This is a genomic window from Streptomyces sp. H39-S7 (genome assembly GCF_027158205.1).
Classification (GTDB): Bacteria; Actinomycetota; Actinomycetes; order Streptomycetales; family Streptomycetaceae; genus Actinacidiphila.
In genome coordinates this window covers 1-20,090 of the sequence record NZ_JAPVLU010000041.1, presented here as the reverse complement: position 1 = coordinate 20,090, position 20,090 = coordinate 1, and the positions used below count along the sequence as shown (strand labels likewise).

At 70.3% G+C, this 20,090-nt stretch carries 21 protein-coding genes, 1 tRNA gene and 1 other RNA gene; 1 reads left to right on the top strand and 22 read right to left on the bottom strand.

Annotation, left to right across the window (positions count from 1 at the left end; genetic code table 11):
• Positions 1 to 24: 24 nt before the first annotated feature.
• The 10 genes from O3X23_RS31720 to ffs all read right to left on the bottom strand — a co-directional run bounded on the left by O3X23_RS31720 (position 25) and on the right by ffs (position 10,191).
• On the bottom strand, positions 25 to 873 hold the full coding sequence (locus tag O3X23_RS31720; protein ID WP_269275657.1) for an SURF1 family protein: 849 nt from the start codon (positions 871 to 873) through the stop codon (positions 25 to 27).
• 151 nt (positions 874 to 1,024) lie between these two features.
• Positions 1,025 to 2,008, bottom strand: a complete 984-nt coding sequence (locus tag O3X23_RS31715) for a hypothetical protein (protein WP_269275656.1) — start codon at positions 2,006 to 2,008, stop codon at positions 1,025 to 1,027.
• A gap of 293 nt (positions 2,009 to 2,301) precedes the next feature.
• Positions 2,302 to 2,967, bottom strand: coding sequence for a SigE family RNA polymerase sigma factor (locus O3X23_RS31710; protein ID WP_443048042.1), 666 nt, complete (start codon positions 2,965 to 2,967; stop codon positions 2,302 to 2,304).
• Positions 2,968 to 3,243: 276 nt separating this feature from the next.
• Positions 3,244 to 4,347 (bottom strand): aspartate-semialdehyde dehydrogenase, encoded by a 1,104-nt coding sequence (locus O3X23_RS31705; RefSeq protein ID WP_269275652.1) that lies wholly within the window; start codon positions 4,345 to 4,347, stop codon positions 3,244 to 3,246.
• Entirely contained in the window at positions 4,344 to 5,618 is a 1,275-nt protein-coding gene (locus O3X23_RS31700) for an aspartate kinase (protein WP_269275650.1), read from the bottom strand. The genes O3X23_RS31705 and O3X23_RS31700 overlap by 4 nt, the downstream gene beginning before the upstream one ends.
• A 335-nt stretch (positions 5,619 to 5,953) precedes the next feature.
• Positions 5,954 to 6,676 carry a DUF5063 domain-containing protein gene (locus O3X23_RS31695; RefSeq protein ID WP_269275648.1) on the bottom strand — a complete coding sequence of 241 codons (723 nt, stop codon included), beginning with the start codon at positions 6,674 to 6,676 and terminating at the stop codon, positions 5,954 to 5,956.
• Positions 6,669 to 7,268, bottom strand: coding sequence for a recombination mediator RecR (recR, locus tag O3X23_RS31690; protein WP_269275646.1), 600 nt, complete (start codon positions 7,266 to 7,268; stop codon positions 6,669 to 6,671). The genes O3X23_RS31695 and recR overlap by 8 nt, the downstream gene beginning before the upstream one ends.
• Positions 7,269 to 7,337: 69 nt before the next feature.
• Entirely contained in the window at positions 7,338 to 7,670 is a 333-nt protein-coding gene (locus O3X23_RS31685; RefSeq protein ID WP_269275644.1) for a YbaB/EbfC family nucleoid-associated protein, read from the bottom strand.
• Positions 7,671 to 7,788: 118 nt separating this feature from the next.
• Positions 7,789 to 10,077, bottom strand: a complete 2,289-nt coding sequence (locus O3X23_RS31680) for a DNA polymerase III subunit gamma and tau (RefSeq protein WP_269275642.1) — start codon at positions 10,075 to 10,077, stop codon at positions 7,789 to 7,791.
• A 17-nt stretch (positions 10,078 to 10,094) separates the two neighbouring features.
• Positions 10,095 to 10,191: signal recognition particle sRNA small type (gene ffs, locus O3X23_RS31675), an RNA gene on the bottom strand.
• A 72-nt stretch (positions 10,192 to 10,263) separates the two neighbouring features.
• Between ffs and O3X23_RS31670 the strand changes: the two genes are divergently transcribed.
• Positions 10,264 to 10,348: transfer RNA gene (locus tag O3X23_RS31670), tRNA-Ser, on the top strand.
• Positions 10,349 to 10,427: 79 nt separating this feature from the next.
• Here the strand turns inward: O3X23_RS31670 and O3X23_RS31665 are convergent.
• From O3X23_RS31665 to O3X23_RS31610, 12 genes are all read right to left on the bottom strand, one after another.
• The gene (locus O3X23_RS31665) at positions 10,428 to 11,693 is read right to left on the bottom strand and encodes a tyrosine-type recombinase/integrase (RefSeq protein ID WP_269275640.1); all 1,266 of its coding nucleotides are present in this window, start codon (positions 11,691 to 11,693) and stop codon (positions 10,428 to 10,430) included.
• A gap of 11 nt (positions 11,694 to 11,704) precedes the next feature.
• On the bottom strand, positions 11,705 to 11,929 hold the full coding sequence (locus tag O3X23_RS31660) for an excisionase family DNA-binding protein (protein WP_269275638.1): 225 nt from the start codon (positions 11,927 to 11,929) through the stop codon (positions 11,705 to 11,707).
• A 282-nt stretch (positions 11,930 to 12,211) separates the two neighbouring features.
• The gene (locus O3X23_RS31655; RefSeq protein WP_269275636.1) at positions 12,212 to 13,756 is read right to left on the bottom strand and encodes a YfjI family protein; all 1,545 of its coding nucleotides are present in this window, start codon (positions 13,754 to 13,756) and stop codon (positions 12,212 to 12,214) included.
• Complete coding sequence (locus tag O3X23_RS31650; RefSeq protein WP_269275634.1) at positions 13,753 to 13,992, bottom strand: hypothetical protein; 240 nt, start codon at positions 13,990 to 13,992, stop codon at positions 13,753 to 13,755. Before O3X23_RS31650 ends, O3X23_RS31655 begins: the two co-directional genes overlap by 4 nt.
• Before the next feature lie 134 nt (positions 13,993 to 14,126).
• Positions 14,127 to 14,987: a bifunctional DNA primase/polymerase gene (locus O3X23_RS31645; RefSeq protein ID WP_269275632.1), complete on the bottom strand. Its 861-nt coding sequence runs from the start codon at positions 14,985 to 14,987 to the stop codon at positions 14,127 to 14,129.
• Entirely contained in the window at positions 14,984 to 15,670 is a 687-nt protein-coding gene (locus O3X23_RS31640) for an SAM-dependent methyltransferase (RefSeq protein ID WP_269275631.1), read from the bottom strand. The genes O3X23_RS31645 and O3X23_RS31640 overlap by 4 nt, the downstream gene beginning before the upstream one ends.
• Positions 15,671 to 15,754: 84 nt before the next feature.
• Positions 15,755 to 16,099 carry a hypothetical protein gene (locus O3X23_RS31635; RefSeq protein WP_269275629.1) on the bottom strand — a complete coding sequence of 115 codons (345 nt, stop codon included), beginning with the start codon at positions 16,097 to 16,099 and terminating at the stop codon, positions 15,755 to 15,757.
• Positions 16,096 to 16,722, bottom strand: a complete 627-nt coding sequence (locus O3X23_RS31630) for a hypothetical protein (RefSeq protein WP_269275628.1) — start codon at positions 16,720 to 16,722, stop codon at positions 16,096 to 16,098. The genes O3X23_RS31635 and O3X23_RS31630 overlap by 4 nt, the downstream gene beginning before the upstream one ends.
• Before the next feature lie 20 nt (positions 16,723 to 16,742).
• Positions 16,743 to 16,937: a hypothetical protein gene (locus tag O3X23_RS31625; RefSeq protein ID WP_269275627.1), complete on the bottom strand. Its 195-nt coding sequence runs from the start codon at positions 16,935 to 16,937 to the stop codon at positions 16,743 to 16,745.
• Positions 16,928 to 17,224, bottom strand: a complete 297-nt coding sequence (locus O3X23_RS31620; RefSeq protein WP_269275625.1) for a hypothetical protein — start codon at positions 17,222 to 17,224, stop codon at positions 16,928 to 16,930. The genes O3X23_RS31625 and O3X23_RS31620 overlap by 10 nt, the downstream gene beginning before the upstream one ends.
• 140 nt (positions 17,225 to 17,364) lie before the next feature.
• Entirely contained in the window at positions 17,365 to 19,605 is a 2,241-nt protein-coding gene (locus O3X23_RS31615; protein WP_269275623.1) for a cell division protein FtsK, read from the bottom strand.
• Positions 19,606 to 19,633: 28 nt separating this feature from the next.
• On the bottom strand, positions 19,634 to 20,005 hold the full coding sequence (locus O3X23_RS31610) for an RRQRL motif-containing zinc-binding protein (protein ID WP_269275780.1): 372 nt from the start codon (positions 20,003 to 20,005) through the stop codon (positions 19,634 to 19,636).
• Between the last annotated feature and the right edge of the window lie 85 nt (positions 20,006 to 20,090).

Here is a 20,090-nt window from a genome sequence, read left to right as displayed (position 1 = left end):
TCTGACGAGTTCGGGTGGGGGGCCTCAGTCGCCGGGCAGGGCTTCTTCCAGCTTGCCCGGCGACTCGGTGCCGGTGTCCGTCCGGTCCGGGATGAGGCCCAGCGCGGTGTCCTCGCGCAGCTCCGCCTCGCGGCGGACCAGCCGGAACCACATGAAGACCACGAAGCCGGCGAAGACGAACCACTCGCCGGTGTAGCCCAGGTTCTGGAAGGCCTTGAGGTCGAGCCCGGAGTTGCCGGGGGCCGCCGGGGGCACCGCCTTGAGGGGCGCGGTGGCGTCGGTGACCGTGATCCACCCGCTGTAGACCTCGTACGGCAGCACGTTGACGAGCGACGCGGCGCTGATCATCCCGAGCTGCCCCTGCGGCAGACCGCCGGCGGACTGGACGCCCTGGGTGCCGGTGTTCTCGGGGGCCTGGAGGGCGCCGGAGACGGTGACGTCGCCCGCGGGTGCCGCCGGGATGCCGGCGGGGCTCGCGGACGAGACCTCGCCGGGCAGCCAGCCGCGGACGACGGGCAGCGCCGCGCCACCGGCCGTGCGCAGCGGGGTGAGGACGTAGTAGCCGGTGCGGTCGCCGAGGTCACGGCCGGGGACCAGGAGCTGGTGACCGGTGTCGTAACGGCCGGTCACGGTGACCGTGCGGCCGGTGGTGTCCTGGGTGACCTGCGCCCTGGCGTCCGGGAGGACGTCCGCGAGCGGGACCGGTGCGGCGGACGCGGCGGCCTCGGGCGCCTGCTCCGCGACGTGGTGGCTGTTCATCCGGTCCTCGAAGCGGCTCAGCTGCCAGCTGCCCATGAAGACGCAGAACGGCACGGCGAGCACGACGAAGAGGTGGACTCCCAGCCAGCGCGGGGTCAGCAGAAACCGGTACACGCCCCAACGGTACGGGGAGCGGGGCGGATGAACGCCACCGGGCCCGGGGCGCGGGCCTCCGCACCACGCCGGAGCGGGGTGCCGCGCTCTCGCGCCCCGGCGCCCCCGCCCGTCTCGGCTACCGCGGCGCTGCCGCGGCCTTACTGCGGCATTACCGCGGCGCGAGGGCCGTCGTCTTGTAGATCGTCCCCGCGCAGGCGTCCGGGATCGTCGTGTCGGCCACCGCCGGCGCGCCCGCCTCCGGGGTGTGGCTGACGGCGACGCTCGCCGGGCCGGGTGTCGGCGGTTCGTCGGCCGCCGCCGGGGTGTTGTCCGAGGCGCTGGTGCCGTTGTTGGAGCTGCTGCCGCTGGTGCTGCCACCGCCGGTGGTCGGGGTGGGCGTCGGAGTGGGCGGCGCCGGGCACCCGTTGGGGCCCGCCGCGTCCGGCACCCAGGCGAACCGGACCTCGTACGTGTCGCCCGGCTGGAGGACCAGCGGGGCGGCCGCCACGTCGGGCAGTCCGGTGGCCGGGTCGCCCAGCGTGTGGTCCAGCACCTGGATCTTCGACGCGTCGGCGCTGCCCTGCGCGATCACGGTGAGGGCTCCGCCGCCCTTGACCAGGCAGCCCTTCGCGGAGACGTTCGCGACGCGGAACCAGCCGTACACGTTGCCCTTGGCGTCCGGGGCGCCGGTCCTGCTCGCGCCGCTGCCCAACTGGGCGCGGTCGCAGGTCGGGGCGGTGCGGCCGGTCGAGCCGGAGGGCGTCGGGGCGACGGTGGCGCCGGGCGCGCTCGTGGGTGAGGGGTTCGGCGACGGGGTCGCCGACGGGGCGGGCGCGCTGCCCTCACTGGTCCCGGTGTCGGCCGGACCGCCCGTGTCGTCCTGGCTGCTCTCCCCCGCGCCGCCGGTGTCCTGCCGCGGCTCGTTGGGGTTGGAGACGCCGGCCGCGGTGGTGTCCTGCTGGTCCGCGGTGTTGGCGGCGTGCAGCAGGGCCGGCACGGCGGTACACGCGAGCAGGAACGCGGCGGCGGCGCCGGCCACGGCCTGACGGCGGCGCGTCCGGCGGGCCGGAACGGCGTGCCGCAGGTGGTCGAGCGCGTCGGGTGCGGGCTTGAGGCTCTTGACCGCGTCCTGCATCAACTGGCGCAGCGCCAACTCGTCGAAGCTCCCCCCGGAAACGGTTCCGGTACCGAAACCGGAATCGGGATCGGGGCGGGAAGTGGAACCGGCGGCGCCGAACGCCGACTCGGACCCAGACCCGGACTCAGACCCGGAGCCGGCTCCGGACCCTGGACCGGCTCCCGCAAGAGGGCTGGTTCTCGCCCCGAAGGGGCTTGATCCCGCCCCCTGGGGGCTGGTGCCGGCGGGCGCTTCGTCGCGTCCTGCGTTCGGTTCTTCGAGGATTTCGGGGTTCTCTGGATCCATGCCACGTGAGTCGTAGGGGGTGGTCATACGGTCGCCTCCATCGCGATGCGAAGCGCCGCGAGGCCACGGGAACCGTACGCCTTCACCGAGCCCAGGGAAATTCCGAGCGTCTCGGCGACCTGTGCCTCGGTCATGTCGGCAAAGTAGCGCAGCACGAGGACTTCGCGCTGACGGCGCTGGAGGGAACGCATTGCGGTCTTGAGCTGGTCGCGCTCCAGGATCTCGTAGGCGCCCTCTTCCGCACTCGCCATGTCGGGCATGGGCTTGGAGAGGAGCTTGAGGCCCAGGATGCGCCGCCGGAGCGCCGACCGGGAGAGATTGACCACCGTCTGCCGCAGGTAGGCGAGGGTCTTCTCGGGGTCGCGCACGCGGCTGCGCGCGGAGTGGACGCGGATGAAGGCCTCCTGGACGACGTCCTCGCAGGAGGCCGTGTCGTCCAGCAGCAGGGCGGCGAGGCCGAGCAGCGACCGGTAGTGGGCGCTGTAGGTCTCGGTGAGGTGGTCGACCGAGGTGCCGACGGACATCGCGGCGTCAGCGCCCAGCTCGGACGGCACGCGCACGATCGGCCAGGGCGCTATCACGGGCATCCCGCCCGGAGTGCGCGCCCGACCGGGCGTACGCGAGCGCGGCACGCGTGTCGGAGCGCCGCTCCGCCCCAGTGCCGTCTCGATACCCAGTGCCTCTGCCACGACTGTTGGACACGCGTCCCCCCGTCAGGGTTGTACGCGCAAGGCATCGCCTTTGATCTGGCGTCGAATATCCCCATGCGTACCAACTCTTCCCCAATGCGCCCATTTGCCCAGGCACGAACCGCGCCTGCCCGACACCCCCGGCACGCAGCACATTAGGGCAGTGCGCTGACACAAAGACGCCCCCCGTCTACTGCCGGTTGCAGTGGCCAGGGAGCGAATTGTCCATTGGCGGAGGAACCACGACAAGTGGTCCAGACCAAAGAGTTGATCACATCATGTGTGCGAACCGACGAACTCGGCCGCCACGACTTCGGCGATCTGTGCAGTGTTCAAGGCGGCGCCCTTGCGCAGGTTGTCACCGCACACGAAGAGTTCCAGCGCGTTCGGGTCGTCCATGGAGCGGCGTACCCGGCCGACCCACGTCGGGTCGGTGCCCACCACGTCCGCGGGGGTCGGGAACTCACCCTGGGCGGGATCGTCGGTCACGACGACCCCAGGGGCGCTCCGCAGGATCTCGTGCGCCTTCTCCACGGTCACCTCGTTCTCGAACCGCGCGTGCACCGACAGCGAGTGCGTCGTGATGACGGGCACCCGTACGCAGGTCGCGGTGACGCGCAGTTCCGGGAGGGCGAGGATCTTCCGCGACTCGTCCCGGACCTTGAGCTCCTCCGAGGACCAGCCGTCCTCGCGCAGCGAGCCCGCCCACGGCACCACGTTGAGCGCGAGCGGTGCCGGGAAGGGACCGAAGTCGCCGACCGTGCGCCGCACATCGCCCGGCTGGGTCCCCAGGTGGGTGCCGGCGATCTTGGAGAGCTGGTCGCGCAGGGTGTCCACGCCGGCCTGGCCCGCGCCGGAGGCCGCCTGGTACGAGGAGACGATCAGCTCGCTCAGCCCGAACTCGGCGTGCAGCGCGCCGATCGCCACGATCATCGACAGCGTCGTGCAGTTGGGATTGGCGATGATGCCGCGCGGACGCATCCGCACCGCGTGCGCGTTCACCTCCGGCACCACCAGCGGGACGTCGGGATCCATCCGGAAGGCTCCGGAGTTGTCCACGACGACCGCGCCCTTGGCGGCGGCGATCGGCGCCCACTGGGCGGCCACCTCGTCCGGGACGTCGAACATCGCGACGTCGACGCCCTCGAACGCCTCCTCGTTCAGCACGACGACCTCGGTCTCCACACCGCGCACCACGAGGCGGCGGCCGGCCGACCGCGCGGAGGCGATCAGCCGGATCTCACCCCACACGTCCTGCCGGGTGGAGAGCAGCTCCAGCATCACCGTGCCGACCGCGCCCGTCGCACCGACGACGGCCAGGGTCGGCTTGGACCGACCGCCGGCCACGGAGCCCGCGGCCGTGGCCGGGCCGTAGCTCATCGTCCCGTACCGCCGTAGACGACCGCTTCGTCGCTTTCGCTGTCGAGCCCGAACGCGGAGTGCACCGCCTGGACGGCCGGCTTCACGTCGTCGGCCCGGGTGACCACCGAGATCCGGATCTCGGATGTCGAGATCAGCTCGATGTTGACCCCGGCGTTCGACAGCGCCTCGAAGAAGGTCGCCGTGACGCCAGGGTTGGTCTTCATCCCCGCGCCGACCAGCGAGATCTTGCCGATCTGGTCGTCGTAGCGCAGCGAGTCGTACCCGATGCGGTCCTGCGCCCTGGTGAGCGCGTCCATCGCCTTGCGGCCCTCGGTCTTGGGGAGGGTGAAGGAGATGTCGGTGAGACCGGTGGCCGCGGCCGACACGTTCTGGACGACCATGTCGATGTTGACCTCGGCGTCCGCGATGGCCCGGAAGATCGTCGCCGCCTCGCCCGGCTTGTCCGGCACCCCTACGACCGTGATCTTGGCCTCGGACGTGTCGTGCGCAACCCCGGAGATGATCGCCTGCTCCATCGGCTTGCCTCCTTGCGGTGCTTCGTTGCTCACCCAGGTACCCGGCAGACCGGAGAAGGACGAGCGGACGTGGATCGGGATGTTGTAACGACGGGCGTACTCGACGCAGCGGTGCAGCAGCACCTTCGAACCGGAGCTGGCCAGTTCCAGCATGTCCTCGAAGGAGATCCAGTCCATCTTCTGGGCGCGCTTGACGACCCGCGGGTCGGCGGTGAACACCCCGTCGACGTCCGTGTAGATCTCGCACACCCCGGCGCCGAGCGCGGCGGCCAGCGCCACCGCGGTCGTGTCGGAGCCGCCGCGGCCCAGCGTGGTGATGTCCTTCTTGTCCTGGGACACGCCCTGGAAGCCGGCCACGATCGCGATGTTGCCCTCGTCGAGCGCGGTCCGGATCCGGCCCGGCGTCACGTCGATGATCCGCGCCTTGTTGTGGACGGAGTCGGTGATCACCCCGGCCTGGCTGCCGGTGAACGACTGCGCCTCATGACCGAGGTTTTTGATCGCCATCGCCAGCAGCGCCATGGAGATGCGCTCTCCGGCGGTCAGCAGCATGTCGAACTCCCGGCCGGCGGGAATCGGTGACACCTGCTCGGCGAGATCGATCAGCTCGTCCGTCGTATCGCCCATCGCGGACACCACGACAACGACCTGATGGCCGTTCTTCTTGGTGTCGACGATTCTCCGGGCGACCCGCTTGATGCCTTCGGCATCGGCGACGGAGGAGCCTCCGTACTTCTGCACGACAAGGCCCACGTGCGCTCCTCGGGAAGGTCTGGAACTGCGGTCGGCTCAGTCTAACGAGCGGGCCGGGGCGGCCTCCGCAGTACCGGATATTGAGACATGTGGCCCACTCGGTGGGCCCCCTGCCCAGGACGGAACGGAATAACCCCAGATCAGGGGCTGGATGCAGGCATGCCGTCCCGAACGCCGTCCCGGACCGTCGGCGGGCGTTGGCGGGGCGTTCCCGGGCCGTTACCGGGTCGTTCCGGCGCCGCTTCCGGACCGTTGGCGGGCCGTTCCCGCGCCGCTTCGCGGCCGCTGGCTCAGCCGGTGCCGGGCTGGGCGCTCAGCCGGTGCCGGACCGGCGCTCAGCCGGTGGCGGGCTGGGCGCGGGCGCTCAGTGGGGTGCCGAGCTCGGCCGCCATGACCTTGCCGGCCTCCTCGGCCAGCCGGTCCTCGTCGTCCGCCGAATCGTCCGTGTCCAGGCCGTCCAGCTCGTCCAGCGGGCTGTCCAGGCGGACGTGGGCGACCAGGGACTGCAGCGCGCGCAGCGAGGCGCTGGCCGTCGGTCCCCAGTTCGACAGGTACGAGAACTGCCACCACCACAGCGCCTCGCTCACCCGGCCCGCGCGGAAGTGCGCGAGTCCGTGCGTGAGATCCGTCACCACGTCGGCCAGATCATCCGAAATGCGGCAGGCGACGGGCGTGCTGCGCGGCACGTAGGGGTCGAAGACCTCCGAGTACACGTCGATCGGCTCCAGCAGCGCCGCGAGGTGCTGGCGCAGCTCGTCCGCGTCCGGCTCGGGGCCGATATCGGGCTCGTAGCGCTCGTCCGGGACGATGTCCTCGTGCGCGCCGAGCCGGCCGCCGGCCAGCAGCAGCTGGGAGACCTCGAGCAGCAGGTACGGGACCGCGCTGTCCGGGTCGTCGCCCTTGGCGACCTCGCGGACCGAGAGGATGAAACTCTCGATCTGATCGCAGATCTGAACGGCGAAGTCGTCGGGTTCCTGAACGTTCGGATCGCTGAGGTCGCGTCCCGGAGAGCCCGGCGCGCCCTTCGGGTCCTGTGCGGTTACCGCGGTGTCAGACATCGAGCAGTCGTCTCCCTTCGAAGGCACGACCCAGCGTGACCTCGTCGGCGTACTCCAGGTCTCCCCCCACGGGCAGACCACTGGCCAGTCGCGTCACCTTCAGCCCCATGGGTTTCACCATGCGGGCCAGGTACGTAGCGGTCGCTTCACCTTCAAGGTTGGGATCCGTGGCGAGGATCAGCTCGGTGACGGTGCCGTCCGCGAGCCGCGTCAGCAGCTCCCGGATCCGTAGATCGTCCGGACCGACGCCCTCGATGGGGCTGATCGCGCCGCCCAGTACGTGGTACCTGCCGCGGAACTCACGGGTGCGCTCGACCGCGACGACATCCTTGGGCTCCTCGACCACGCAGATCACCGCGAGATCGCGGCGCGGGTCACGGCAGACCCTGCACAGCTCGTCCTGCGCGACGTTCCCGCAGATGTTGCAGAACCGCACCTTGGCCTTGACCTCGGCCAGTACGTGCGCGAGGCGCCGCACGTCGGCGGGATCCGCCTGCAGGATGTGGAAGGCGATCCGCTGCGCGCTCTTGGGACCCACGCCGGGCAGCCTGCCCAGTTCGTCGATGAGGTCCTGAACCACGCCTTCGTACACGGGCGCCTTCCTTGGGTCGGAGCCGGCACGGGGTCGGCTCGGATGTCGTCGCCTGAGTCGGGCGAACGCCTAGAACGGCAGGCCGGGCATGCCGCCCAGCCCCTGGGCGAGCGGACCGAGCTTCTCCTGCTGGAGCTCCTGCGCGGTCGCGTTCGCGTTGTGCACGGCGGCGACGACCAGATCGGCCAACGTCTCCGTATCTTCAGGATCGACTGCCTTGGGGTCGATGACCAGCCCCCGGAGCTCACCGGCACCGGTCACCGTGGCCCTCACGAGACCGCCGCCCGCGGAACCCTCGACCTCCGCCTCGGCCAGCTCCTGCTGGGCTGCCGCAAGGTCCTGCTGCATCTTCTGGGCCTGCTGGAGCAGCTGCTGCATGTTGGGCTGACCACCGGGGATCACGGGTTCACTCCTGCCTCACGACAACGTTGCGGGGTAGGGCGAGCCTACGTGCTCGGACGGCCCTGCGCCCTACGCCGTACGGAGGATCGGACGACGTGACGCGGAACACCGGGTGACTTCAGTCGTTCGGAATCTCCTGGATCACTGTCGCACCCATTTCGCGCACGAACAGCTCGTATCCGGACAGCGGGGATTCGACCAGATCCACGTCGTCGTCCTCGGGAATGTCGTCCTCCAGGGGCGGCGGCGTCTCGTCCGACATCAGCGGCGGCGGGCCCTGGGGCCGGCCGGGGGCCGCCTGGGGCGCGGCATAGGAGGCCTGCTGGACGGGCCCGCCCTGGGGGTCGGACGACGTGGACGGCGCGGGCTGGGCCGGCGGGGCCGGGGCGGAGGGTGCGGGTGGGGCGGCCGGGGCAGGCGGGCGGGAGCCGCCGCCACCGGTTCCACCCCCGGTTCCGCCACCGCTTCCACCGCCGGTTCCGCCGAAGCCACCACCGGGGCCTCCTGACGTGCCTCCGCCACCCGACGGGTCCACGATCGCCTCGATGCGCCACTCCACCCCGAGCGCGTCGACGATCGCCTGCTTGAGCACGTCCTCGCTGCCGCTGTTGGCGAAGCTGTTGCGCGCCCCGGGGTTGTCGAAGCCGAGCTGCAGCGTCTGCCCGTCGAAGCCCGCGACCTGCGCGTTGTTCAGGAGGAGCATCCACGTCAGCCTGCGGCGGTTCTTGACCGCCTCCAGGATGTCCGGCCACATCTGCCGGACACGCGTCGAGTCACCGGCGAACCCGGACGCCGCAGGGGCGGCGGGCCCGGCGGGCGGCGGTGTCCGGACGGCCGGGGCAGCGGCCGGAGTGGCCGCGGCGGCCGGGGCGGACGTCGGCCAGGCGCCCGGGCGGGCGGCCTCGGCAGGGGCGGCCGGCTCGGCGGCGGGAGCCGCGGGGGCGGCCGTGGTCGGCCAGGCGCCGGGCCGCTGCCGGGCGCCGCCGTCCGAGGGCGCCGGAACGGCTGCGGCTGCGGGACTGGGACCGGTACTGGGTTCGCGCTGCTCAGGAGCCGGCTGCGGGGTCGCAACCGGGCGTCCGCCACCGGTACCACCGCCACCGCCCACAGCCGCACGGACCGAGGCCGCGCCACCGGGACCGCCGGAAGCGGGGGCGGGGGCGTGGTCGGCGTGCGCGGGCTGGTAGGCGAAATCCGGGACCTGGGGGGCGCCGGGGGCGAAGCCCCGCCGCTCCAGCTTGTCCAGCCGGGCCTGCACGGACCGCTCGTCGTCGTACGCCGCGGGCAGCAGCACCCGGGCGCAGATCAGCTCCAGCTGCAGCCGCGGCGACGTGGCACCACGCATCTCCGTCAGACCGGTGTTGACCAGGTCCGCAGCACGGCTCAGCTCGGCGGCGCCGAAGACGGACGTCTGGGCCCGCATCCGCTCCACGACGTCGCTCGGGGCGTCGATGAGCCCCTTGTCCACGGCGTCCGGAACCGCCGCGATGATCACGAGGTCGCGCAGCCGCTCCAGCAGGTCCGCCACAAAGCGCCGCGGATCGTGGCCGCCCTCGATGACGCGGTCGACCATCTCGAAGACCGCCGCCCCGTCACCGGCGGCGAACGCGTCCACCACCTCGTCGAGCAGCGCCGCGTCCGTGTAGCCGAGCAGCGCCGTCGCCATGGCGTACGTCACACCGTCGGCGCCCGCGCCCGCCAGCAGCTGGTCCATCACCGACATCGAGTCCCGCACCGAACCCGCGCCCGAGCGCACGACCAGCGGATACACGCCGTCCTCGACCGGAATGTCCTCCCGGGCGCAGACCTCGGCGAGGTAGTCCCGCAACGTGCCGGGCGGCACCAGCCGGAAGGGGTAGTGGTGGGTACGCGACCGGATCGTCCCGATGACCTTCTCGGGCTCGGTGGTCGCGAAGATGAACTTCAGATGCTCCGGGGGCTCCTCGACCACCTTCAGCAGGGCGTTGAAGCCCTGCGGGGTGACCATGTGCGCCTCGTCGATGATGTAGATCTTGTACCGGCTGCCCGCCGGCCCGAAGAACGCCTTCTCCCGAAGATCACGCGCATCGTCCACACCACCGTGCGACGCCGCGTCGATCTCGATCACGTCGATGGATCCCGGCCCGTTCCGCGCCAGGTCCTGGCACGACTGGCACTCCCCGCACGGCGTCGGCGTCGGCCCCTGAACACAGTTCAGACACCGCGCCAGGATGCGCGCGCTCGTCGTCTTCCCGCAGCCGCGAGGCCCACTGAACAGGTACGCGTGATTGACCCGGTTGTTGCGCAGCGCCTGCTGCAACGGGTCGGTTACGTGCTCCTGCCCGATGACCTCGGCGAAGGACTCGGGACGATAGCGGCGGTACAGAGCGAGGGACACGCCTACGAGGATATGGGGGCCCACCGACATCCGACGCCCCCGGAAAACGCAAAGACCCCTCACGCACCCGCCAGAGCCCACCTACCCTTGCTGCCTTCCGGCCCTGGGGGAGTTCAGCGAGATAGCGCCACGTGAGGGGCTGCACACAGCGTACCCGATCGGATCACCCACTTACGAGTTCGCGAGCACCCCTCCGAGTCTTGTAGTGTTCGTCGCGGAGGATTCGCCTAGTGGCCTAGGGCGCACGCTTGGAAAGCGTGTTGGGGGCAACCCCTCACGAGTTCGAATCTCGTATCCTCCGCACCCGCCCATCAGGGCAGACGGAAGCCCGGACCTGAACAAGGTCCGGGCTTCCGTCGTCTCTGGTCTCAGTTTTGGTCTCAGTTGCCGTTCTGGGCCCCGGACCCGGGCCCCTCCGGTCGTCCCCACAGGAGTCCGCTCACCTTGCTCGCGGTGTCCTTCAGGACGCGTCCGGTGAGGTGCTGGTACCGCGAGCGCATCCGTCCGGACTTCCCCGGCTCCCATCCCATGATCGCGTCAACGATCGTGTCGGAGACTCCGAGGATGAGCAGCACGGTCCCGGCGGTGTGCCGGGCGTCGTGCAAGCGCCCGTCCCGGACGCCGGCTGCCTTCAGCAGCTCCTTCCATTTGTGGAAGTCCGTGTTGGGGTTCAGCGGCTCCCCTGTCGGTGAGGTGAAGACGTAGCCCTTGTCGATCCACAGGTCTCGCGCGATCTTCCGTTCCCGGTCTTGCGACACCTTGTGCTCGCGCAGGAGTGCCGTCAGCTCCTCCGGGAGGCCGATCGGCCGCCTTCCCGCCCGCGACTTTGTGGCCTTGGTCTCACGGCGGACGCTCTCCCGCTGCGGGCAGTACCCCGCCTTCCGGCCGCAGGTCTCACCGCAGCCGTGCGCGTACCTCGGCCGCAGGCGTCCCCGGCGGACCCGGATGACTCCGGCATCCAGATCGACGTCCGACCACTGCAAGCCGAGTACTTCCCCCTGCCGCAGGCCCAACGCCAGGGCGATGACCCATCGGGCGGCGTTGCGCTGCTTCCCTGCCTGCAGCAGGAGTTGTTGCACTTCCTCGATCGTGTAGGGCTCGATCTCCTCCTCATCGAGCTTGGGAGCCTTCGCGATCGTCGCCGGATTCGGCTTGGTCAGGTGGCCGCGTCGCTTGGCCTCATTCAGCGCGGCCCGCACGGTGCGGTGCACCTGGTGCGCGGTCCCGGCCGCACTGCCATTGGCCTGCATCTTCTTGTAGAGGCGTTCGAGGTGTTCCGGCTCCAACTTGTCGAGTCGATGAGCGCCCAGTCCCGGGATGAGATGGACGTTGACGGCCACGCGGTATCCGTCGATGGTGTTCTCGCTCACGTGGGGAGCCGCGATCTCCTCCACCCAATGGGCAAGCCAGGTCTTCACGGTCCAGCGCTTACCAGGCTTGCGCACGGTGCCGGCGTCGCGCATCTTCTCCAGCTCGCGCACGGCGCTGTGGATCTCCGCTTTCGTCTTGCGGTTTACGTGTCGGCGGTCGGGTCGTCCGTCGTCCCTGACTCCGACCGTCACCCGGCCGTGCCAACGGCCGTCCTTGCCGAAGTAGATGGTCGATTCGCCGTTGGGATTCCGGGTGCGCTTGGCGTTCTCAGGCATGGCACAGCTCCTCAGGCAGCGGCGATGTGGCGGTGGGACCGGCGGAGACGTGCGACGTATTCAGGGACTGCTTCGGCCGGGACCCGGCGCAGCCTGCCGACCGGGACGGATTCCAACTCCCCGTTCCGGATGAGGCGGTAGCAGAGCGTCCGGCCGATGCGGAGGCGCCGGGCGGCTTCCTCGACCGTGAGCAGGACGAGGGTCGGGTCGTACGGGATGTCGTGGGCGGGGTTCACGTGGCTCCTCGGGACAGCTCTGGGTACCGGGGGGCGCCACAGAAACCACGAAATACACAGAAAGACCGGCTCAGCGGGCTGACCTGCGGAAACGGGGGCTGCGAGACGGCATGGCGAGCTCCCACAGAAATCGTCGGAAGTTCCACAGAAATAAGGGCAGGTATTTCTGTGGGACTTCCAGGGGTTTCTGTGGGAGCCGCCGGGCGGGCGGTCCGTCGCAGGTCAGAGCACAGGTGCGGTATTTCTGTGTATTCCGTGGTTTCTGTGGAGGGATTCAGGCGCTCAGGCGGCGGGGTCGTGCACTCGCGGGTGTACGAGGTAGCGCGGGGAGGGCGGCCGGCCACGTCCACCGGTCCGGGCGACGGGCAGACTCCGCACCCAGCCGTGGTCCTCCAGCAGACCGAGGACGGGTTCGAGGTCGGCGACGGTGGTGAACTCGGAGCGGGAGAGCTTCACCAGAAGATCCCGCTTGCTGATCTCCCCGACTTCAGCCGTCTTCAGCACGTCCAGGACCGTGCGGGCCCTGGCCACGGTGGGATCGGCTCCCATCCGGTCGAACACCGCCAGCGCGTGCGTGGCGAAGTACTGGCCCACCTCGATCGCGGCCTCCATCGTCGTGACGGTGATCGGGATGGTGTGAGCGTTGTCGGGGTGCTCGGCCAGGTGCAGCAGACCGGCGATGCGGGCGACGGCTCCGACCAGCTTTCCCGCCCAGTCGCTGATGTGTCCGAACGCGCCACCCCGTGCCGCCAACTTCGGCTCTACCAGGTCTTGAAAGGCCAGGAGCGCCGCGTCCGCGTCGGAAGTGGGCTGAAGTACCGCCGGATCCGTCCAGTCCGCCAGGGAGAGCGTCAGGGCGATGACGCGGCGGGTGTAGGTCGCCCGGACATCTGCCGGGATGGGTGCGGGGTTGGAGACGCGTCGGCCGACCAGGGATTCCGGCAGGGAGTACAGGAAGCGCCCCAGCAGGCCGCGCCCCCTGCCGCCCTTAATGCGTCCGATGTCGTCCAGTACTTGCGGCTGGACGCACAGGCCCATCGTCAGTGCGGGGTGGTCGATGTACTCCCGGCGGGTCTGTCGATCCACGCGCAGCCGGTCCCCCGCGTGGCCTTTGAGGAACGGCCCCATGTTGGGGGCGCCGCCCGTGTAGCGACCGGCGATGATGTCGAAGATCTCGCCTTCCGCCGACATGACGGAGATGCGTCCTTCCTGCTCTGCCATGCGGGTAATGACGGTCTCGGCCGTCGCGTCATCGGCGAGCAACTGCGGCAGTACCGGGACTTTGAGCGTGTCCGCGCTCTGTGCCATCGCCACGGCGGTAGCCACCAGTTCATCGCGCGACCCGTCGCCGCGGGCGAGGACGGCCGCTTCCTTGGCCGCTTCCCGCGCGAGATCCACGGTCAACTGCGCTTCGGCGATGAGCGGTTTCGTCGCGGCCTGGAGCTGCTTCTCCGCTTCGTACAGCGGGTCGGAGAGCAGGTCGAATACGGCGGACTTGCGGTTGGCAGGCGGGAGAGCCACGACCACGAACAGATTCGTGGGCTCTCGCCAGTTCCCCCGCACGTTCACCACCGCCCGTCCGCCGGCGGCGGTGGCCAGTACCGCCAGGGCGATGCATCCGGCGAGGTCGATCGGGGTTTGGGTCTCCTCGGCAACGGCTTCGGTGAACTCCCGCAGCCATCCGGGCAGGGCATGGGTGGGGAAGGCGCGAAGCTGGTGGTGGCCGGTGAGGGGTACGGGGTTGTCCCAGACCTGCGGTGCGGGTTCGTCCGGGTCGGACAAGGGCGCGTCCCACAGGTCGGGCAGGGATTCGCTGGGGGTGCTCATGCGGCCTGCCTCCCTTCGGCAGCGTTGCGGAGCGGGCATTGGGTGCGGTGCGCGATGTGCTGCTGAACCACCAGCAGGACACTGCGGCGGCCTCGGGCACGGCGCTCGAATCCGCAGGTGCACCACACATGTGCGGAGACCTGCTCCGTGTAGTAGTCCGGCGCCACGATGTGAATCCACGCGATCACCCATGCGGGTCCGACCGGCTGCGTCTGCGGCTCCGAGCGGACAGGCATGGAAGGACGGCCTCCGGCCGGCGTCTTTCGAGCAACGACCGCCCGCCCGGTGGCCTCCTTGGTCGGAGACGCGTCGGAAGGTCCGATCAGGGCGAGCTGTCGTCCGATGGGTGCTGCGGATTCACCATGAGCGTTCATGCCGCCCTCCCCGCGTAACCGTTCGCGACAGCGCGTCGGGCGTATTTCTCGGGGACGCCTACGGCGACGGCTGCGGCAACGATCTGGCGCTCAAGTACGTCCATGCCGCACGGACCCGGACACTGCGTGTGCTGGGCTGCCAGGAACCGGGCCACGCCGAACGTCTGCGACGCGGCGCCGGATTCGGTGCGGCTACGGATCAGGGCCAGGCCGCGATCCAAGCCGGTGCGCACGTACTTCTCGGTGTGGCGGCATCCGGCCGCTACCGCCCCGTTCCAGTCGGCCCGTTCGCGGTCAGAAGAGACCACCGGCCCCGGGGCGGGGGTGGTCTCTTCTGTCGCGACCAGCGCGCGGACGGAGGTCGGCAGAGCGACCATGAGGCCATGCCCGGGGCCGCGCCAGCGTGCGTAGGACATGAGGGATTTGATGTCGACGCCGGTCCGGACCGCGTTCGCAGACCGCAGGGCGCCCAGGTAGATCCAGTGCTCTCCGCGCGTTGTCGGCACTGTGCGCGTAGCGGGCAGGGTTTCCCGCGCCCACGTGACGGCCTGCACGTTGTCCAGGTCGACAACGGTGAGGCCGGCCCCTCCCGGGTGATAGGCGACGGCCACGGCGCGACGCCATGCCCTGGCCCATGCCGCAGACGCGATGACGTGAGGGTTGGTGGTGGCGGCAGCCCACGCGTGACAGACATCCGGGCACCGGCAGGGGCCGGGAACCTTCATGTTGGGCCGTCCTCCGCAGGCGCTATCAGAGCAGATACGGCAGTTCCCGAACGGCACCTTGCCTGCCCTCAACGGCAGAACCGGCACCCCGGCCGCAGCCAGCTCCAGGGCGGTGGTCACCAGCTCGTTCATGCCGCCACCTCCAGCGACAACGTGATGCTGGTCAGGAGCTGGGCGCCGATCCACGCGCTGTAGGCGGGTGGGATGCATTCGCGGATGCCGTCGCGGTTCATCCACGGCACGCCCATGACGCGGCGGGCCAGGTCGACGCCGGAGAAGTTCCCGACGAACTGCCCGTACCAGCCTGCCGGGACGGGGCGTCCCATCTTGGCCTGCGGCGCGGCGTGGGCCGGGTGGGAGGGTGCGGTGAGAGTGAAGCCGCCGCCGGTTTCGAAGTACCGGTGCCGGTAGGTCTGCAGCCCGAACATCGCCCCGCACAGCATCACCGGCTCGCGGAGCTTGGGCAGAGCGCCCTTGACGTTCTCCATCACCCACGGCCGCCCCGTGGACTCCAGGGCGGCGCGGGTGGGGGCGATTAGGTCGGGGTGGTCGCGTCCCTGGAGGCGCTGGCAGTCGCTGTCGTGCTGGCACGGCGGAGACGCGTGGATCGCGTCGAACTCCGCCCCGTGCTCGCGGATGAAGGCGACCGCGTCGCCCTGGATGCAGGTGAAGGGGTAGCGGGGCTGCGGGTGCAGGTCGAGACCGGTGACGTCGAACCCGGCGTCGTCATAGCCCTTGCCGGCGCCGCCCTGGCACCCGTAGGCGTCCAGCAAGCGGGGTCGGCGGGATCGCCGAAGGAACGCGTGGTGGGTCATGCTGGAGGTCTCCTGTTCCTTGGAACGGGGGGAAGAGCCGGGGCGGACGATTTCTTTGGCGAGAGGCGTCCGCCCCGGGCACAGTCAGGTGGTGGGCAGGCCGTTGGAGTACGCGGCGTACTGGTCACGGACGTAGTGGCGGGCCGCGATCCCGAGCAGGGTCGTCGTCAGTCCGCCGGTCGGCTCCGCCGGTCCGTGGTCCTGGCGCATCAGCTCTATGGCTGCGTCTCCGGCGACGTCGGCCGCGTCGGTGTCGTCCGGGGTCTTGAGGGCGATGCGGTCCAGCAGCGCGGCCTTGCGGAGCTGCAGCTCCCGCACCCGCTCCGGGGTCGATGAGACCCGGAGCGCGGCGACGAGGTGCAGGACGAGGTTGATTTCGCGGATTATCGGCGGGGCGTCGGTGTACGCGGCGGGTATGGGCACGGTCACCAGGTCCTGTCAGGGTCGGTGTCGGCGGCGGTCAGTTCGGGCAGTCCGGACGTGGCCAGGGCGGCGGGGTCAAAGCCCGGCAGGGCTGCGCGGGCGGTGAGGGCTGCGGCGAGCGCGGTGGCGTAGGTGCCCCCGGCTTGTGCGCTATTGACCTGGGCGCGGGCCCGGATGACTTCCACGGTTTCGACGTGCCGGTGGTCCTCGTGGCGTTCGATGGTGCGCCGGTCGTAGGCGAGGGTTTCGCGGCGGTCGGTGCGCCAGTAGCGGGCGGCCAGCGTGTAGGCGAGGACGGTGGCGATCGCCCACAGCAGGAGCGGGAGCGGCAGGTCGTCCGCGTAGGCGGCGACCCCGGCAAAGGCGAGGGTGCCGGCGGCGGTGAACGCCATCCCGGTCACGGTGCCGTCAGCGTTGCGGCCGGTTGCCGACGCGCCCCCGGCCATCGCGGCTCCGGTGGCCAGGACGCCGATGAGCCACGCGTCGCCGACGGAGTGTTCTGCGCCGTTGGCGTTCCAGATGCGCGCCAGGATCAGCACGGTGGAGGTGGCCAGGACCGGTGCCACTTTGGGCAGGGCCGCGATGAGCTGGTGACGCAAGGTGGGCGGGGGTGCGGTGGTCTCGTACACGGGGTTCTCCGTTCCGGTGGTCAGGGGCGCATGTCGCCGATGGTGTGGGCGGCTCCGGTGATGGCGTGGTTGATGGGGCCTGCCGCGCCGGTAGAAGCGAGCAGGAAGCCGAACATCACGGCGACGAAGCAGACGCCTGCCTTGATGGAGCCGACCTTGAGCAGGAAGGCGAGCAGGGCGCCGAACAGCAGGACGAGGGAGACGGTCACAGCCACGGGCGGGACTCCGTTCGGGTGCCGGCGGTCGGGGTGGGTCGGGTGCCGCGCTCGTGGGTGCGGCGCCACAGGTCCCACAGGTGCCGGCCGCGTCGTATGCGGGCGCCGGTGGCCTTGCAGCGGCGGCAGTCCTTGCCGCGCTTGGCCCGGCCCTTGCGGTCGGTCTTGGTTGCGAAGCCGAAGCCCCGGCACTTGCGGCAAGCCGCGAACGGCTGCGCGGCGCACAGTCCGGCGTAGCAGAGCGTGAACAGCAGGAGGAGGAAGCTAGCGAGCGCGGGCAGGGGCACGATGGGCCTCCAGGGCCGGATTCTGGGGTTTGCGCAGGTCGGTCGCTAGCCGCTAGCGACCTGATCAGGTGTTGTTTGGGTCGCTAGCGAGGTCGCTAGCGCTAGCGACGTGTGGTGCTAGCGCTAGCGACCCTGGGGACCTATGCGGCGGGGCGTTTGCGGTTGCGCTCGGTGATGGCGGCGGTGATGTGTTCGCGGACGATGCCGCGCCGGGTGACGGGCTTGCCGTCGATGCGGCGGCCGATCTGCTCGGTGCCGATGCCGTACGGCTTGAGCGCGTTGTTGAGCTGGTCCGCCTTCGCGCGGCCTTCCAGCGCGGCCCACATGCCGTACCGCTCGGGGTTCAGGTTCGCGAGCGCGTCGACCACGATCTCGGACCACTCCTTGGCCTGCGAGCGGGGCAGCACGGCGGCGATGTCGTCCAGCAGCGTGTCCGCCGCCGCGTCGTTGCCGGCGCTCTGACCGATCGCGTCGCCGGACAGGGTGCCTTCGGCCTCGCGCAGGGCTGCGGCGCGGGTGAGGATGCTCTCCGCGTCGCGGCCGTTGGCGAGGTAGGTGCGCACGATCCCCGACTCGTCGGACATGCCCTTGAGCAGCCCAACGCCCTTGTGGGAGCGCAGCAGCCGCGACGCGTCCAGCCCCTCGGTGTAGGAGCCCGCGCCCAGGATGACGTCCGAGACCTGCCAGGAGCCGACCATCAGCGCGAAGCGGGCCTGGTGCTGGTCGCGCAGGACCGACGGGCACGCCTTGTCGTCCGGCTTCTGCGTGGAGTTCATGACGGACACACCGACCGCCGGGGCGACGCGGGCGAGGTAGACCAGCAGGTCAAGGATGGTCTTGCCGTGCTCGGGGTGCTGCAGGTACTCCTGCACCTCGTCGATGACGACCATCGTGAGCGGCATGTTCATGGCCTTGTTCCGCGACAGCTCCGGGGTGAGCTTGCCCTCCGGGCACAGGTGCAACGGCAGCTCGGACAGCCGGTGGTAGCGGTCCTCCACATCGGCCTTCAGCTCGGTGAGCGCGTTGATCAGGTGCAGCACGGGGTCGATGCCGTTCTTCGGCACGATCCCGAACCCGATGCGGTGCGCGACCTTCGCGAAGTTGCGCCAGTCCGGCGACGCCTTCCCGTCGAACACGATCAGGCGCACGTACGGATCCAGCGCCGCCGCCAGCGCGATGGTCCGTGCGGAGAACGTCTTGCCCTGCCGGGGCACCGCCCCGACCAGGAGCGAGAGCCACAGCATCGTGACCGCCACCTCGTTGCCGCGCTCATCGCGGCCCCACGGGAACGGCTTCCAAAAGTCCACCCGTTCCGCCGTGATGAGCGGAGAGGGACCGGCAGGAACGGCCAGCGGGTCTTGGTTCGCGACCCACATCGACACCCGCCGCGCGCTCGTCACGTCCTTGTCCAAGAACACCTGCGTAGGCGCCACGTCGATACCCGAAGCCAGCGACTCATGGGCCTTGAGCGCGTGCGCGAACGTCTTGCCGTATGGGAGGTCGACGGTCACGCGGTAGCCGTCGCCATCGGGCACGATCGGGCGGGGGAACGCCACGCCCTGATCGGGCTTGGTGAGCCCGGCCGCGATGAACGCCCGCGAGACGATGTCGCTGGTCAGCTTGCGGTTGCGGAACTTGACCCGGGCGGACTCGATCAGCGGCCGGTCGGCGGGAATGCCCGCCCAACCGAACGTCGTGGTCACGATGACCGCCGCCAGTGCGAGCATCCACGTGGGCGCGAGCACCCACATCGCCAGCGTCGCGCCCAGACCGACCAGGCTCGCCAGCGAGGCGAGGATGCCGCGCAGTTTCACCCGTCCGTCCCGGATGCGGGCCAGGCGCAGGTACTCGGCCGCGTCCTCAGCGCGCACCGCCGCGAGACGGACGGGGCGGGATTCCGCGTCGGAGACCCATCGGCCGGCCGCTCCCGCCCAGCGGGCCAGCCCGTACGGGGCGTAGGCGGTCAGCTTGGCCCAGTACAGCGGGATCCGCACCGCGTGAAAGCCGGTCACCGCCGCATAGTGGCGCACCGCCCACCGGGCGACCTGCTTGCGCTGCTCCGGCGACTTCAGCCACGCCGGGATGACGCTGTGACGGGCCTTGTCCTTGGCCTTCATCGTCTCCGCGAGCGCGGTCGGATACTTCACCTGCGGCCGGTCGACGGCCTCGCCCTCGATCAGACCCTCGGCCTCGGGGTCCTCGTCGGGGAGGTCGATCTCCTGCTCACCGGTCGCGGGCTCATCGGGCGCCACGTCCGGGACGGTCTTGCCGCGCTTGGACAGGAACGGCAGCACCGAACCTTCGTTACGGTCGGCCGCATCGGTGTCGCGGCTGTCCGAGTCGTCGTCGTTGGTGTGGTTGATCAGCGGGTTTTCAGACACGGTGGGTCTGCTCCTTGGGTGGGGAGGTTCAGGCAACGCGCTGTTCTTCGGGGTAGGCGCAGGTCACGCACATGCCGAGCGAGGACGCGATGACGTATCCGGCGTCCTTGTGGCACTGCGGACACACGCGCCGGGCTGCGTTCGCAAGGGCGAGGGACGCCCACTTGGCCGGGGTCATCGGCCGGACCGGCACGGCCCGCTCGATCCGATACAGGTACGCGACACGGATGCGACGGCCGTAGCGGCGGGAGTGCCACATCACCTGTGCGGCGATGTCCTGCCCGCCCGGCCGCAGCCCATCGGCCCGTAACTGCCGGCGGGTCGCCAGACCATCGGGGGCAAGACGGAACGGAAAGGTGGAAAGCAGCGGGTTCGCAGATTCTGAGAGCTGTCTGAGCACGAACCCGCTGCTGGTTGGGGTGTTGGGGTGGGTGAAGCGGCGGGTTGCCGCTGTTATGCCTGGGTGGGGTCGATCGTGAAGCGTT